General features: G+C 70.0%; 14 protein-coding genes and 1 pseudogene. 4 read left to right on the forward strand and 11 right to left on the reverse strand.

Going from position 1 to position 15,138, the window contains the following annotated elements; all coding sequences use genetic code 11:
• From D7X74_RS15415 to D7X74_RS15430, 4 genes and pseudogenes are all read right to left on the reverse strand, one after another.
• A pseudogene (locus D7X74_RS15415) lies at positions 1-141 on the reverse strand (ActD-like protein); the annotation flags it as partial.
• Positions 138-617 carry an RNA polymerase sigma factor gene (locus tag D7X74_RS15420; protein ID WP_120533746.1) on the reverse strand — a complete coding sequence of 160 codons (480 nt, stop codon included), beginning with the start codon at positions 615-617 and terminating at the stop codon, positions 138-140. The gene D7X74_RS15420 and the pseudogene D7X74_RS15415, both read right to left, overlap by 4 nt.
• Positions 618-812: 195 nt before the next feature.
• Positions 813-1,391, reverse strand: a complete 579-nt coding sequence (locus D7X74_RS15425; protein WP_120533723.1) for a hypothetical protein — start codon at positions 1,389-1,391, stop codon at positions 813-815.
• 24 nt (positions 1,392-1,415) lie between these two features.
• Positions 1,416-2,153 (reverse strand): hypothetical protein, encoded by a 738-nt coding sequence (locus D7X74_RS15430; protein ID WP_233595619.1) that lies wholly within the window; start codon positions 2,151-2,153, stop codon positions 1,416-1,418.
• Positions 2,154-2,327: 174 nt separating this feature from the next.
• On the opposite strand from D7X74_RS15430, the gene D7X74_RS15435 reads away from it, so the two are divergent.
• Genes D7X74_RS15435 through D7X74_RS15450 form a run of 4 tightly spaced genes read left to right on the forward strand, consistent with a single transcriptional unit; the run spans position 2,328 to position 7,263 of the window.
• Entirely contained in the window at positions 2,328-2,987 is a 660-nt protein-coding gene (locus tag D7X74_RS15435; RefSeq protein WP_120533724.1) for a B12-binding domain-containing protein, read from the forward strand.
• A gap of 4 nt (positions 2,988-2,991) precedes the next feature.
• Positions 2,992-3,696 (forward strand): hypothetical protein, encoded by a 705-nt coding sequence (locus D7X74_RS15440; protein ID WP_120533725.1) that lies wholly within the window; start codon positions 2,992-2,994, stop codon positions 3,694-3,696.
• On the forward strand, positions 3,693-5,741 hold the full coding sequence (locus D7X74_RS15445; protein WP_120533726.1) for a hybrid sensor histidine kinase/response regulator: 2,049 nt from the start codon (positions 3,693-3,695) through the stop codon (positions 5,739-5,741). Before D7X74_RS15440 ends, D7X74_RS15445 begins: the two co-directional genes overlap by 4 nt.
• Entirely contained in the window at positions 5,734-7,263 is a 1,530-nt protein-coding gene (locus tag D7X74_RS15450) for a response regulator (RefSeq protein ID WP_370450758.1), read from the forward strand. The genes D7X74_RS15445 and D7X74_RS15450 overlap by 8 nt, the downstream gene beginning before the upstream one ends.
• A gap of 34 nt (positions 7,264-7,297) precedes the next feature.
• On the opposite strand, the gene D7X74_RS15455 is transcribed toward D7X74_RS15450, so the two are convergent.
• The 7 genes from D7X74_RS15455 to D7X74_RS15485 all read right to left on the reverse strand — a co-directional run bounded on the left by D7X74_RS15455 (position 7,298) and on the right by D7X74_RS15485 (position 15,072).
• Positions 7,298-7,663 carry a helix-turn-helix transcriptional regulator gene (locus D7X74_RS15455; protein ID WP_120533728.1) on the reverse strand — a complete coding sequence of 122 codons (366 nt, stop codon included), beginning with the start codon at positions 7,661-7,663 and terminating at the stop codon, positions 7,298-7,300.
• A 436-nt stretch (positions 7,664-8,099) separates the two neighbouring features.
• The gene (locus tag D7X74_RS15460) at positions 8,100-9,497 is read right to left on the reverse strand and encodes a TolC family protein (protein WP_120533729.1); all 1,398 of its coding nucleotides are present in this window, start codon (positions 9,495-9,497) and stop codon (positions 8,100-8,102) included.
• Positions 9,497-10,729, reverse strand: coding sequence for an ABC transporter permease (locus D7X74_RS15465; protein WP_120533730.1), 1,233 nt, complete (start codon positions 10,727-10,729; stop codon positions 9,497-9,499). The genes D7X74_RS15460 and D7X74_RS15465 overlap by 1 nt, the downstream gene beginning before the upstream one ends.
• Positions 10,726-11,472: an ABC transporter ATP-binding protein gene (locus tag D7X74_RS15470; RefSeq protein WP_120533731.1), complete on the reverse strand. Its 747-nt coding sequence runs from the start codon at positions 11,470-11,472 to the stop codon at positions 10,726-10,728. Before D7X74_RS15470 ends, D7X74_RS15465 begins: the two co-directional genes overlap by 4 nt.
• Before the next feature lie 39 nt (positions 11,473-11,511).
• Complete coding sequence (locus tag D7X74_RS15475; RefSeq protein WP_120533732.1) at positions 11,512-12,843, reverse strand: efflux RND transporter periplasmic adaptor subunit; 1,332 nt, start codon at positions 12,841-12,843, stop codon at positions 11,512-11,514.
• A 46-nt stretch (positions 12,844-12,889) separates the two neighbouring features.
• A complete protein-coding gene (locus D7X74_RS15480) occupies positions 12,890-14,338 on the reverse strand; it encodes a HAMP domain-containing sensor histidine kinase (protein WP_120533733.1) in 1,449 nt (482 codons plus the stop codon).
• Positions 14,335-15,072 (reverse strand): response regulator transcription factor, encoded by a 738-nt coding sequence (locus D7X74_RS15485; protein ID WP_120533734.1) that lies wholly within the window; start codon positions 15,070-15,072, stop codon positions 14,335-14,337. Before D7X74_RS15485 ends, D7X74_RS15480 begins: the two co-directional genes overlap by 4 nt.
• Between the last annotated feature and the right edge of the window lie 66 nt (positions 15,073-15,138).

The following is a 15,138-nucleotide window of genomic DNA, read 5'->3' on the forward strand; positions in this document are numbered from 1 at the left end:
GGCCTCCAGGGCGGCGAGGCGGGAGGGCCCGTCGGGTTCCTGGTCGAGGCGGGCGCGGGCGGCGGCGAGTTCGTCCGGGGGCAGTTCCCCCAGGGCGATGCGCTCCAGCAGCCAATCCGGGGTGCGGTGGGGGGACGTCATGCGGCCTCCAGCTCCTGCAGGACAGCGGACAGGGCCCGCAGGCGCTTGCGCACCCCGGACACGGACAGGCCCACCTCGCGGGCGGTTTCCTCCAGCGTCATGCCGTCCACCAGGTGGAGCACGGCGATGTCGCGGCTGGACGCGGGCACGCGGCCGAAGAGCCGGTCCAGCAGGCCCCGGGCGGAGGCGCGCGCCTCCAGGTCGCCGGAGGCGGCGATGCGCAGGACCAGCTCATCGTCCCGGTCCTCCGGGCGCCGCTTCGCGCCGCGAAGGCGGTTGAGGCACACCCGGGTGGCGATCTGATGCAGCAGGCTGGAAGGCGCCGCGTCCTTCAAGGCGGACTGGTAGCGAAGCAGTTGCACGAACACGTCCTGCATGGCGTCCACGGCCTGTTCCTCGGAGCGCAAGAGGAAGCGGCAGCGCCGGAGCACCTGGGGGCCGTAGCGTCGGTAATAGGCCTCCACATCGACGGACACCGCGCACGCCTCCCGGTAGGACCAGGGGAACACCGGTGCCCCGAAAGTCTGTCACCGGCTTTTTTCAGCCAGCGGCGTCCCTATCCCGTTTTCCCCCAATCCGGCCACCCCACCCCGGTGAAGCCCTTTGGCACGTCCGGCCGGCCGGCGCCTGGGGATGAACGTGGAGGGAGCACAGCCGCCCACCCAGGGGAATCACCGCCCGACAGGGGACAGCAGCCCGGCATCCGGGGCCACCGCATCCTCCCTGGAGACAGCGGGGAGGCCGCCATCCATGGGGAGCGCGCCCATCGTCGGAGGCACGAGCACGGTCCCCACCCCGCCATCCGGCAGCACCACACCGCGCAGCTCATCATCCGCGTCCACGCCATCAACGACGCGCCGGAGGATGCGGCCATCCGCGCGCAGGGCGTACTTCGCTCCGGAATCGAGCGTCGGAAACCGCCGGCCACACGCGGAGGGCTCCTCGTCCACGTAGACGAAGAGCAGGCCGCCCTGCCGGAGAACACGGTACGTGAAGGACTCCGGCCGGCTGTCACAGGTGGAGGCCGCGCTCCCCAGCGGAAACAGGTCCCGCGAGACGATCATCAGCGCGCGCAGCGTTTCGCCATCCAGCACGGCAGGCACACCGGCGGCCCCCACCCGGATGACGTCCGCACCGGTGGGCACCGGGAAGTGGACGGTCCGGTCGTCGAGGACCGGAGCCGAAAGGGGCTCGGGCCTCCGGGCACATCCCACCAGTCCCAACACCAGTACGACCGTCCTCAGCATCATGAGCCGTCCTCGCATGCAGCCTCCCTACCGCGCGTCCAGACGATAGGTGCGTTCATCGAGCCAGGTGACGACGCCATGGGACTCCTGCTTCCACAGGTCCCCGGTCCGCGTCCACAGCATCATCTCCCGGGTGGCTGGAACGTACTGGTAGAAGCCGTCACACGTAGGGGCGCTCGCATCCCGCGACCGCGAGAAGAACGCGATGATGGAGAGGCGGATGGATCCTTCTCGCGTCAGGACCTCCCACTCATGGACGCCGGCCATCGCCTCGATGAAGCGCAGATCCCTTGCGGAGAGCCGCGTGCCGAACGGGTGGTTGTGCAGTGCGAAGATCTGCTTGAGGGTACCGGTCGCATAGCGGGCATCCTCGACGAAGGCAGGCAGCGCGCAGCTCCGCATGCCGCGCACTCCATCCCCCGGACGGGATGAATCCGACAGCATGCTCATCTCGTAACGTCCCTCGGGAGTGACGTAGAGCCAGGCGCAGTACTCAGTCGCAGCGCGGAGAGCCACCTCGGGCTGAGCCTCCTGCAGATGGACGACCGTGGCGTTCGGCTTGGAGAGGATGAGCGGACATGCGGCCGTCAACGCATCGGCGGCGAGCTCGTAGGGTCCGAAGTTCTTCAGTGGCCCGGGGATGTGATCCGGCGATGCGCCAGGACCCGGCCGCCAGACCCCTTCCACCAACGGGGGAGTCGAGCACCCCATCAGCACCGTCAGCCAGGGCAGCGCCTGCACGGACCTGCGAAACCAGCGAATCACGCAGTTCCCCCATTATCACGCCCCCACCGCCGTGCTCCCCTGCCCATCAAGCAGAAAGACGCCCGCTTGCATCGTTTGGCCGCCAAGTGTCGGGTTCTTGATGCGAGGGTGGGCCCCTGGGTTTAACGAAGATGGGTTCCCCCCTACCCTGCCCCGTCCCCCGGGAAGACGCTCTTGATCCACCAGACCTCCGCCATCTCCACGCTTCGGGAGCGCTATCTCGCGGCCCAGCTTTCCGGAAACCGCCAGGAGGCCCTGCGCCTGGTGGTGGACGAAGGGCTGCTGTGTGGCGTGCCGCTCCAGGAACTCCACCTGGAGATCATCCAGGCGTCCCAGTACGAAATCGGCCGGCTCTGGCAGGAGAACCACATCTCCGTGGCCCAGGAGCACATGGCCACCGCCATCTCCCAGTTCGTCCTGGCCCACCTGTACCGCCACCTGCCCCGCGACCCGGCCAACGGCAAGGTCGTGATGATGGCGTGCGTGGAGGGCGAGCTGCACGAGGTGGGCGCTCGCATGGCCAGCGACTTCCTGGAGATGGCCGGCTTCGACGTGCGCTTCATCGGCGCCAACGTCCCCGCGGACCACCTGGCCCGCATGGTGCGCGAAACCCCGCCCCACCTGCTGGCCCTCTCCGTCACCATGCCCTTCCACATGCCCCAGGTCCGCGAGGCCGTCCTCAAGGTGCGTGAAGTCTCCCCGCGCCTCCCCATCGCCGTGGGCGGACTCGCCTTCGACTGGGGGCCCGTCCTCGAGGAGACGCTGGGCGTCGCCTTCTTCGGCAAGAGCGCCCGCGAGCTGGTCTCCTCCGCCTGTCGCGCCCTGGGGGTCTGACACCATGTCGCCCGTGAGCCAGGCCGTGGAAGCGCTGACGCGGACCCTCGCGCCCGCCTCCATCCAGCCCCTGTACGCCGACCCCTTCTGGAACGCCCGCTACGGCCCCCAGCGCGCCCGCCGCTTCGGTGACGAGGACGCCGTCTTCCACGTGCGCTACCTCGTCCAGGCGCTCGACGCCCAACGCCCCGCCATCCTGGAGGACTACGCCCGCTGGCTGCGCACCCTGCTCTTCACGCGGGGCATGTGCTCGCTCCACCTGGACCAGCACTTCGAAGGCCTCTCGCTCGCCCTCCAGGCGGAAGGCTTCGGCCAGGGCACCCTTCCCCACACCTACGTCCAGGCCGCCCGTGACGCCCTGCGCTACCCCAGCGGGGCCGCGCACCCGTTGGAGGACGCCTCGCCCGCCCTCATCGCGGACGCGGTCCGGAGGCTGGAAGCCCGCCTTCCACCCGGAAATCGTCGGCGCCTGGAACAAGAGCTGCGCCTTCACCTGTCCTATCTCTCGGACGCGCTTGCCCTGGACCGGCCGGACCTCTGGGAAGCGCACCTGCGGTGGTACGCGGACTTCTGGCCCCAGCGGGGGCTGGCCCCCGTGACCTTTCCCCACCTCCTGGGCGCCCTGAAGGCGGCCCTGGGACCTGAGCATGCGGAAGCACGGACGTTGCTCGCGCGTGCGCCCGTTTCATGGGAGGAGCTTCCCTCATGATGCAATTGGATGACCGCGTCCCCGGGATCTTCGAATCCCTCAGTCGCGAGCTGGCGCTGTCTTGCGACGCAGAGGGGATGGTCGTCTGGCGCGACGAGCGGGCCGCGCGCCTGCTCGGCGTCAAACCGGGGCAGAGCCTGAAGAGCCTCGCCAGCGCCGGCAGCGAGAACAAGGTGGAGAAGCTGCTCGTGCAGGCGCTCGACGAAGCGGTGGACGGCTGGGAGCTCATCCTCCAGCGCGACCACAAGCCCGCCACGTTCGCCTTCCGCGCCCGGCCCCACGAGGGCGGCGTGGCCCTGGTGGGCAGCCTGGTGCCGGAGGACTACGGCGCCGCGCTCACCCAGGTGAGCACCACGCTGGGGGAGCTGACCGCGCTGCACCGCGAGACAGCGCGCCAGCAGTACGAGCTCAAGCTGCGCGCGGAGGAACTCGCGCGCCTCAACCGGGAGCTGGAGGAATCCAACAAGGGCGTGAGAAGCCTGCACGCCGCCCTGGACGAGAAGGCGGAGAGCCTCCAGCGCGCCTCTGAAATCAAGAGCCGCGTGGTGGCCAACGTCAGCCACGAATTCCGCACGCCGCTGCACTCCATCCTCGGGCTGTCCAAGGTGCTGCTCAACCCGCTCAACGGCAGCCTCGGGCCGGAGCAGGAGAAGCAGGTCCAGTTCATCCGCAGCTCCGCGGAGTCGCTGTTCGAACTCGTCAACGACCTGCTCGACCTGTCCAAGGTGGAGTCGGGCAAGACGCTGCTGCGCCACACCCACTTCGCGGTGTCGGACTTCATGAGCGCGCTGCGCGGCATGACCCGTCCGCTGCTCCCGCCGGACTCGCAGGTGGCCCTCAACTTCGAGGCGCCGCCAGACGGCCTGGAGATGGAGACGGACGAGGCCAAGCTCAGCCAGGTGGTGCGCAACCTGGTCTCCAACGCGGTGAAGTTCACCGAGTCCGGCTCCATCACCGTCTCCGTCGCCCCCGGCCCGCACGACACGGTGGAGTTCAGGGTGAAGGACACCGGCATCGGCATCGCGCCGTCGAACCACGAGCGCGTCTTCGAGGAGTTCATCCAGGTGGACAGCCCCCTGCAGCGGCAGGTGAAGGGCACCGGCCTGGGCCTGCCGTTGGCGCGCAAGCTGGCGGAGCTGCTGGGCGGCACGCTGGGCGTGAAGAGCGCGCTGGGCGAAGGCTCCACCTTCACCGTCGTCCTGCCGCGCGTGCACGTGGAGGTGTCGGAGATGACGGGGCTGGCGCTGCGCAGCCAGACGCTGGATCCCGCGCGCGCGCCGGTGCTGGTGCTGGAGGACGACCGCCAGACGCTGTTCCTCTACGAGAAGTACCTGGCGCGCTCCGGCTTCCAGGTGCTGCCGGTGCGCACGGTGGAGGACGCTCGCAAGATGATGCAGCGGGTGCGGCCGGCCGCCATGGTGCTGGACGTGATGCTGGAGGGCGAGACGAGCTGGAACTTCCTCGCGGAGATGAAGAACGGCGAGCAGACGCGCGACATCCCCATCCTCGTCGTCACCGTGACGGACCGCGAGCAGAAGGCGCGCGCCCTGGGCGCCGACGAGTTCTGGCTCAAGCCGGTGGACGAGGTGCGGCTGCAGAAGAAGCTGTCCGCCCTGGCGCGCACCGGGCCGGTGGAGCGGCTGCTCATCATCGACGACGATGACGTGCACCGCTACCTGCTCAAGCAGTTGCTCAAGGACACGCCCTACCAGTTGCTGGAAGCCGCGGGTGGCCGCGACGGCGTGCGCCTGGCCCGCGAGCAGGCCCCGCACCTCATCTTCCTGGACTTCATCCTGCCGGACATCACCGCCTTCGACGTGCTGGACGAACTGAAGGCGGATCCGCGCACGCGCGACATCCCCATCATCCTGCACACGTCCCACCAGTTGCAGGAGTCGGAGCGCGACAGGCTTTCGCGGGAGACGTCCGCCATCCTGGCCAAGCACACGCTGAGCCGCGAGGTGGCCATCACGCGCATCCGCGACGCGCTGACCAAGGCGGGCCTGGGGACCCGGGACCTGAGGGAGAACAACCCCCGTGGCTGAACAGCGAATGGCCACGGTCCTCAACGTCAACGACGACGAGGCCAACCGGTACCTCGTCAACCGCATCCTGGAGATGTCCGGCTACCACGTGCTGGAGGCCGCCACCGGCATGGCGGCGCTCCTGATGGCGGAGAAGCACCGCCCGGACGTCATCGTCCTGGACGTGAAGCTGCCGGACATCAGCGGCTATGAGGTGTGCGCCCGGCTGCGCGCCAACTCGGCCACGTCCGCCATCGCGGTGATGCACACGTCCGCGACGTTCATCACGCCGGACAAGAAGGTGCAGGGCCTGGAGGGCGGCGCGGACGCGTACCTCACCCAGCCCTACGAACCGTCGGAGCTCATCGCCACGGTGCGCTCGCTCTTGCGCCTGCGCCACGCGGAGCAGCAGGCCCGCCTGCGCACGGATCAGCTCATCGAGATGGACCGGCGCAAGGACGAGTTCCTGGCCATGCTGGGCCACGAGCTGCGCAACCCGCTGGCCGCCATCATGACGGCCATTGGCATCCTGGAGCGCAAGGGTCCGGTGGACACCAAGGAAGCGCGGATGCACGGCATCATCCAGCGCCAGACGCACCACCTGGCGCGGCTGGTGGATGACCTGCTGGACGTCAGCCGCATCACCCGCGGCAAGGTGGAGCTGCGCAAGGAGCCGCTGGACCTGGCGGAGAGCTTCCAGCAGGTGCTCTCCATCCTGCGGCCCCGCGTGGAGGGACGCGGCCTGAAGCTGGAGGTCCGGCTGCCCCAGACGCCCCTGTGGCTGGAGGGTGACGCCACGCGGCTGGAGCAGATCTTCACCAACCTCATCGACAACGCGGCCAAGTACACGGACCAGGGCACCGTGGACGTGGAGCTGTTCCAGGAGGGCGTGGACGGCAGCGCGCAGGCGGTGCTGCGGGTGAAGGACACCGGCATCGGCATCCCCGCGGAGAAGCTGCCGGGCGTGTTCGACCTGTTCTCCCAGGTGGACACGTCCCTGGAGCGCTCCCGAGGAGGCCTGGGCATCGGGCTCACGCTGGTGCGCACGCTGGTGCGGATGCACGGCGGCAGCGTGGAGGCCTACAGCGGCGGCTACGGCGAGGGCAGCGAGTTCGTGGTGAAGCTGCCCCTGATGCCCCCGGAGCGGGTTCCGGTGTTGAGCGGGACGAACGTCGTGGACGCGCGGCAGGCGCGGCGCATCCTCCTGGTGGAGGACAACTCGGACGCGCGCCAGTCCATGCGCGAGTTGCTGGAGCTGTGGGGCCACCAGGTGGCGGTGGCGCCGGACGGCGTGCGGGGCGTGGAGCTGGCGCTCACGCACGCGCCGGACGTGGCGCTGGTGGACATCGGGTTGCCGGGCGTGGACGGCTACCAGGTGGCGCAGGCGCTGCGCGCGCGCGTGGGGCGGAACATCCGCCTGGTGGCGCTGACGGGCTACGGCGAGGAGGAAGCCCATGCCCTGGCCCTGAAGGCGGGCTTCGACCTGCACGTCACCAAGCCGGTGCGTCCGGCCGACCTGGAGCGCATCCTGTCGAATCTGTGAAGCGGGGTGATCAACGACGACCGCGCGGCGGGGACTACCGCCGCGTCAGTGCGTTGGCCACCAGGCCCAGGAGCTTCACCTGGGCAGGATCAAGCTGCCGGACACTGCGCAGCAGCCGGCGCACTTCCGGGCGCTCGGGCGTGGGCGGAGGAGCTTCGTTGGCGCGCGCGGGAGTGACACCCTGCGCCGCCAATCCGAGCAGCTCATCCGCCGAGACATGCAGCTCGTGGCACAACTTCAACAGGGTCTGGACGCTGGGGAGCATGCCGCCTCGCTCCAGGCGGCCATACACTTCCGTGGCCACGTCGATCCGCTCGGCCACGTCGGCCTGCGTAAGCTCCATGCGGCCCCGGGCGACCCGTGCGGATGCGCCGATGGTGGTTGCGAGTTTCTTGTCCATGCCTTTGCTTGCCGACCCGAAACGTTTGGCCGACGGCATAGGACGTATAGAGGCAGACAGACAGAACTTGCCGGGTCAGCCTCCCATTGTTCACCCATAGGGTCGCTGCGCGGGAGGTGGACTTTCGGAGTCCGGGCAACCCCGACACCCGGGCCTCTTCTGAGACGGAGCGCCCTCGGAGAATGCCCCGGTTCCGGTTCATCCACACTCTTTTTCGGGCTTATCTGGAGGTGACCCAGCACGTTGGAGGCGAAGTTTCCTACGGTGTTTGGGCGTCCTGCCGCCACTGCCACCCTTCAGGGTTGGCTCGTGTTTTCAGCACCACACAGATACACGGCGTCCGGCGCGTCCAGCGACAGGTGCCCGGAATGCTCGGGTCCACCCCGGAAGAGATACACGCGCCCCCTCCGTGCTCCTGGAGGGGGCGGGAGCGCGGCTACCGCGAGGCGACCGTGCTCAGCTCCACGGTGCCCAGGGCCCGCGCCAGCTCCGCGCGGGAGGTGGCCAGGTCGTACGTCGCCTGCACCTGCTGGGCGGCGGCGTTGGTGAAGGCCACCTGCGCGTCGCTGACCTCGATGATGTTGCCCACGCCCGCGCGGTAGCGCCCCTCGGCCAGCCGCAGCCGTTCGCGCGCGTTCACCTGCGCCTCGTCCGCGGCGGTGAGCGCCTCGCGGGTGGCCACGACGTTCAGCCGGGCCTGCTCCACCTGGAGCCGCACCTGCTGGCGCAGCGCGTCCTTCTGCGCCTGGATGTCGCGCAGGTTGGCGTTGGCCTCGCGCGTCTGCGCGTTGACGAGTCCGCCCTGGAACAGCGCCCAGCTCAGCGACAGCCCGCCCGACACGCTCACCGTGGAGCCGTTGAACGGGTTCTCGCCCACGTCCGACACGTTGCCCGTGGCGCTGAGGCTCGGCCAGTGGCCGCCCTTCGTCACCTTGATCTGCAGCTCCTGCGCCCGCACCTGACGCTCGCGCGCCGCGACGTCCGGACGGGACTCCAGCGCGCGCAGCACCAGCGCGTCCAGCAGCTCGTCCTCGCCCGGCACGGCCGCCACCGTCACGTCCTGCACGGTGTAGTCGGTGGACGTCTCCGCCCCCATGGCCTGGTTGAGCTGCGCCTTCGCGGTGGCGTAGGCGTTCTGCGCGCGGATGAGCTGCACCTGCGCGTTGGCCTTCGCCGTGCGCTGCTGGAGCAGGTCGATTTCAGGCCGGGTGCCCACCTGCACGGAGGCGTTCACCTGGTTGAGCCGGGCCTCCTCGCTCTGGAGCGTCTCCCGCGCCACGCCCAGCAGGGCCTTCTGCGTGAGGACGTTGAAGTACGCGGTGCGCACATTCCGCAGCGAGTCCTGGAGCACCTGCTGCTGCGAGTCCTCCTGCGCCTCCGCGTTCTCCTTCGAGATGTTGTAGCGCCCGGAGGTGCGGCCGAAGTCGTAGATGAGCTGGTTGGCGGAGATGCCCCCGCTGAAGCGCCGCGTGGAGTTGGACACCACGGCGGTGTCGCTGCCAGGCACGTTCTGGATGACGGCCCGGTTGCTGGTGCCCAGCGTGTAGCCGGCGTTGGCGTTCACCTGCGGCAGGAAGCTGGAGAAGGATTGATCCACCCGGGCCCGCGCCGCATCCGTGCCGGCCTGCGCCGAGCGCAGCGTCGGCAGGTGCTCGCGCGCCGCGGTCTCGGCCTCCGCCAGGGAGATGACGCGCCCCTCGGAGGCCGCCAGCGACAGGGACTGCTTCACCGGAGCCGGCGTGGTGGGCGTCGCCCCGGGTTGGGCGGCCGGAGCCTGGGCCCCCGCGACCACGGGCAGGACCCACAACGAGAGCGTCAACGGAAGCGCGCGCATCACTCGTACCTCAAGGCATCGATGGGATCCAACAGGCTCGCCTTGCGCGCCGGGTACAGCCCGAAGACGACACCGACCAAACCACTGAACCCGATGGCCAAGAGCGCCACATCCGGGCGCACCAGCATGGGCCAACCGAACTGCGCCGCGAGCAGCTTCGCCACGCCCAGGCCCACCGCCGCGCCGATGATTCCTCCCAGCACCGACAGCGTCAGCGCCTCGATGAGGAACTGCGCCAGGATGTCGCGAGGCCGCGCGCCCACCGCCACGCGCACGCCAATCTCGCGCGTCCGCTCGGTGACGCTCACCAGCATGATGTTCATGATGCCGATGCCGCCCACCACCAGCGACACCGCCGCGATGGCCGCGAGCAACATGCTCATCGTCTCCGTGCTCTGCTGCTGACCGCTGGCCACCTCCGCCAGGTTGCGCACGTCGAAGTCGTCCGCGTCGCCCTCGCCCAGCCGGTGACGGTCGCGCAGGAGCTGCGTCACGTCCGCCTGCGCCCGCGACGTCAGGTCCGCCGAGGCCGCCTGCACGAACACCGCGCCGGTGATGAACGCGCCCATGGTCTGCGCCTGCACCTGACGGCGGAACGACGTGGCTGGCACGAACACCGTGTTGTCGAAGTCCTGGCCCACCGGGGACTGGCCCTTGGGCGTCGTCACGCCCACCACGGTGAAGGGCGTCTTGTTGATGCGGATGACCTGGCCCACCGGGTTGAAGCCCTTGCCGTACAGGTTGTCCACCACCGTCTGGCCCAGCACCGCCACCTTCGCGCCCGCCTCGTTGTCCGCGTCCGTGAAGCGCGCGCCCTGCGCCATGGTCCAGCTGCGCACGATGAAGTAGTCCGTCGTCGTGCCGATGATGCTGGTGTTCCAGTTCTGGTCCTCGGAGAACACCTGCGCGTTGGAGCGCATCTCCGGCGCCGCGCCGCGCACGCTGGGCAGCTGCGTGCGGATGGCCTCCAGGTCGTCCCAGGTGAGGGTCGGCTGGCTGCCGAAGCCGCCGCGCGCACCACCGGAGCGGGACGAACCCGACATGACGATGAGCATGTTGGTGCCCATGGAGTCGAAGACCTTCTGCACGCTGGCCTTCGCGCCGTCACCAATGGCCACCATGGCGATGACCGCGCCCACGCCGATGATGATGCCCAGCGCGGTGAGCACCGAGCGCGTCTTGGAACGCAAGAGGGCCCTGAGCGCCAGGACGAGCGTCTCCAGCAGGTTCATGTCCCCACCTCTTCCACCGGGACCACCGCCGGCTGCGGCGACTGGCGCTGGTCCTTCACGATGCGCCCGTCCTTCACCACCACCACCCGCTGCGTGTACTCGGCCACGTCCGGTTCGTGCGTCACCAGCACCAGCGTCATGCCTTCCTTCTGGAGCTGCTGGAACAGCGCCATCACCTCCACCGTGGTGCGCGAGTCCAGGTTGCCCGTGGGCTCGTCCGCCAGGATGACGCGAGGCCGTCCCACCAGCGCGCGCGCGATGGCCACGCGCTGCTGCTGACCGCCGGAGAGCTGCTTGGGGTGGTGGTCCAGGCGCGCGCCCAGCCCCACGCGCTCCAGCGCCTCCTTCGCGCGCAGGCGCCGTTCTTTCGAAGGCACGCCCGCGTACAGCATGGGCAGCTCCACGTTCTCCAGCGCCGTGGTGCGCGCCAGCAGGTTGAAGCTCTGGAAGACGAAGCCCAGGGTGCGGTTGCGCACGCGCGCCAGGCCGTCCCGGTCCAACCGCGCCACGTCCCTGCCATTGAGCAGGTACTCGCCGCCGGTGGGCCGGTCCAGGCAGCCCAGGATGTTCATCAGCGTGGACTTGCCCGAACCGCTGGAGCCCATGATGGAGACGAACTCGCCCGGCTCCACCGTGAAGTCCACGCCGCGCAGGGCCCGCACCTCCACGTCACCCGTGCGGTACACCTTGCTCACGCCCCGGAGCTGCACGACCGGGGGCGCCTGTTTCGTATCCGCGTCCATGTGCCTCTCCTCCTTCCCCTGCCCTGCCATGGTGAATGACTAGAACGGCCCGCCGCCGCGACGCATGCCACCGCCGCCGCGAGCGCCGCCCACCGGGCTCGCCGCCGCTGGAGGGGTGGACGTCGAACCGGCCGGCGAATTCGCGGCGGTGATGACGCGGTCGCCGTCCTTCAATTCGCCCTCCACCACCTCCGTGTACGTGCCGTCCGTCATCCCGGTGCGCACGCTCACGGGCGCGGGCTGGGGCGGCGCATCCTTCTGGCGGCGCAGCACGTAGAGGGTGCGGGACCCCTTCGCCGCCGGCTGCACGGCCTGCGCGGGAGCCCCCGGCGCGGGCGCGGGCCGGTAGCGCAGCGCCGTGTTGGGCACGGAGAGCGCCTGGTCCTTCTGCTGCGTCACGATGGTGACGTTCGCCGTCATGCCCGGCTTGAGCTTCAGGTCGGGGTTGGGCACGTCGAGGATGGCCAGGTAGGTGACCACGTTCTGCACCGTGATGGCTTCATTGCGGATCTGCCGGATGACGCCCTGGAAGTCCTCACCGGGGAAGGCGTCCACGGTGAAGGTGGCCTTCATGCCGGGCTGCAGCTTGCCCACGTCCGCTTCGGACACGCTGGTGTTGATCTGCATCTTGCGCAGGTCCTCCGCGATGGTGAAGAGCACCGGGGCCTGGAGGGACGCGGCCACCGTCTGGCCTACGTCCACGCTGCGCGAGATGACGATGCCGTCGGTGGGCGACACGATGGTCGTGTACTTGAGGTTCACCTCCGCCTCGTTGAGCGCGGCCTGCGCCTGGGCGACGGAGCCCTCCGCGGCCGTCACCTCCGCCTGACCGCTGGCGGCGGCGGACTCGGCCGTCTCCAGCTCCGACTGGGAGATGAACTGCTGGGCGCGCAGCTCCTTCGAACGCGCGGCCTGCTTCTTCGCCACGTCCGCGTTGACGCGCGCCTTCTGGAGGTTCGCGCGAGAGGCCGTCATGTTCGCCTTCGCCCGGTCCAGCGCGGCCTGCACCAGCTGCGGGTCGATGCGGGCGATGACCTGCCCCTTCTTCACCTCGGAGTTGTAGTCGACGAACAACTCCTGGATGCGGCCCGACACCTGGCTGCCCACCTGCACCGTCACCAGCGCCGCCACGGTGCCGGTGGCCGTGACCTTGGCCATGAGCTTCCGGGACTCCACGGGCGCCGTCTCGTAGGTGATGACGTCCGCCTGACGGGAGGCACGCACGCGCCAGAAGACGACCAGCGCGGCCACCACCAGGACTCCCAGTATCCAGGCCCAGCGCGGCACCCCGCGCTTGCGACCCTCGTCCTCTTCCAATGGCACCGGCGCCAGGGCCGGCGCTTCCCGCGGCATCTCGCTCAAGGCCTTCATGCCCCTTGTTGTATGTTCTGAAATGTTTCGGCGAATCTCGTCTCTATTACGAAAGATGACCCGCGACGAGGCGGCCGTCCGGTGTGTCCGCCGCCCCGGTGGCCGGCAGCAGGACGCGGGCGGTGGTGCCCTGCCCCGGCTGGCTCTCCAGCGTCAGGTGGCCCCCGTGCGCGGCGATGATGCGCCGGACCAGTGCCAGTCCCAGGCCCACCCCACCCGTCGTGCGGGCGCGGCTGCGGTCGGTGCGGAAGAAGGGCGTGCCCACCCGCGCCAGGTCCTCCGCGTCGATGCCGATGCCCTGGTCGCGGATCTCCACCTGGACGCCGTCGCCCTCCGTCCGGGCGAGCAGCCTCACGGTGGTGCCGGCCTCCGAATATTTCCCCGCGTTGTCGAGCAGGTTGTCCAGCACGCGCCGCAACAGGACGGGGTCCGCCTCCAGCCCGGGGAGCGTCCCGTCCACCTGGACCTCCAGGCGGTGCTGCGGCCGCGCGGCGCGAAAGCGGGCGGCGGCCTTCTCCAGGAGCGCATTCGCATCCACGTGCTCCAGGCGCAGGGGCGGCGCGGCCCCGCTGGCGCCCTCCGTGACCAGCTCCAGACGTGACGTGGTGAGCACGTCCTGCACCAGGCGCTCCAGCTCCGCCAGGTCCTCGGTGATGTCGGGGAGCAGCTCCCGGGCCGTCTGCGCGTCGCCCTCCGCTGCCAGGTCCAGCGCCACGCGGATGCGGGACAGGGGCGTGCGCAGCTCATGCGACACGTTGGCGAGCAGCTCCTTCTGCGAGCGCAGGAGCTGGGTGATGCGGCCGGCCATCTCGTCGAAGGCCTCCGACACGAGGCCCAGCTCGTCGTTGCGGCGCAGGCCCGCGCGCACGTCCAGCCGTCCCGCGCCGAAGGCCCGGGCGGCGGAGGCCAGCTTCTTCAAGGGGCCCGCGAGCGTGCGCGCGAAGGCGACGGAGGTGATGGCCGTACACGCCAGGACGAGGCCCACGATGATGGCCGTCTGGCGGTCTCCGTCGGGAGGAGGCGGCGGTGGGGGCAGCGTCACGGAGGCATAGACCTGGATGGGCCCCGGATAGGGGCTCACCACCAGAAGGCCCCTTCCGGCGCCACCGGGGCCGGGAAAGGGCCCGGGCGGCCCCTTCCGGGTGACGCGCGAGGTGACGTGCAGCTCTTCGGCGCTGAGCGCGGGCGAGGGCTCCGGCCGGGTGTTGCCGAGCAGCTCGCCGTTCACGTCGCGCAGGGTGACGCGCATGCCCATGCGCTGCTGCGCGCGGCCGAGCGAGGCCTGGAGCGCGGCGGGGTTGTCGCGCAGGGCGGTCCACTCGTCCACGAAGTAGGAGAGTTCGTCGTCGAAGCGGTTGCGCCAGGCCTCGTTGCGCAGGAAGTCCCGCGCGAGCATGAGCGAGAGGGCCACGAGGACGATCTGGATGACGCCCACCAGGTAGATGCGGGCGAGCAGGCCGGTGGGGAGGCGGAAGAAGCGACGGGCGTTCTTCACGGCTCCGCCTCGGTCTCCGTGGCCAGCATGTAGCCGGCACCGCGGACCGTCTTGAGCAGGCGCGGGTTGCGGGGGTCCACCTCCAGCTTCTGGCGCAGGCGGAAGATGTGCACGTCCACGGAGCGGTCGAACACCTCGTCCGCGCTGCCCTTCACCAGGTCGAGCAGTTGCTCGCGGCTGAGGACGCGGCCGGCGCGCTCCGCGAGCACGCGCAGCAGGCTGAACTCGTAGGTGGTGAGGGACAGGGGCTTGCCGTCCAGGGACGCGCTCAGGCTGCGGGGGTCCAGCACCAGCCGGCCCGCGTGCACGGGGTGGCTGGTGGGGCCCACCTTGCCCCGGGCGCGGCGCACCTGGGCGCGGATGCGGGCCAGCAGCTCGCGCGACGAGTAGGGCTTGGGCAGGTAGTCGTCCGCGCCGGACTCCAGGCCCAGGACGCGGTCGGCCTCCTCGCCGCGCGCGGTGAGCATGATGATGGGCACGTCGGTGCGGGTGCGCAGCTCGCGGCAGACCTCCAGGCCGTCGCGGCCGGGGAGCATCAGGTCCAGCAGGATGACGTCGTAGGTGTGGCGGGACGTCTGGGCGAGCGCGTCGGTGCCGGACGCGGACACGGTGACGATGATGCCGTGCTCCTGCAGGTAGCGGGCGGTGAGCCGGGCCAGGCGTTCGTCGTCCTCGACGAGCAGCACCTGGATGGTGGCTTCCTCCGAGGTCGTGGGGCGGGGGGTCATCTCCATGGGTCGGTCTCCCGGGATGCGCACCAGAGGCGGAAGTGGGGACCCGGGCTTCTCTCCAAAAGACCG

The organism is Corallococcus sp. CA047B (genome assembly GCF_003612065.1).
Classification (GTDB): domain Bacteria; phylum Myxococcota; class Myxococcia; order Myxococcales; family Myxococcaceae; genus Corallococcus; species Corallococcus praedator.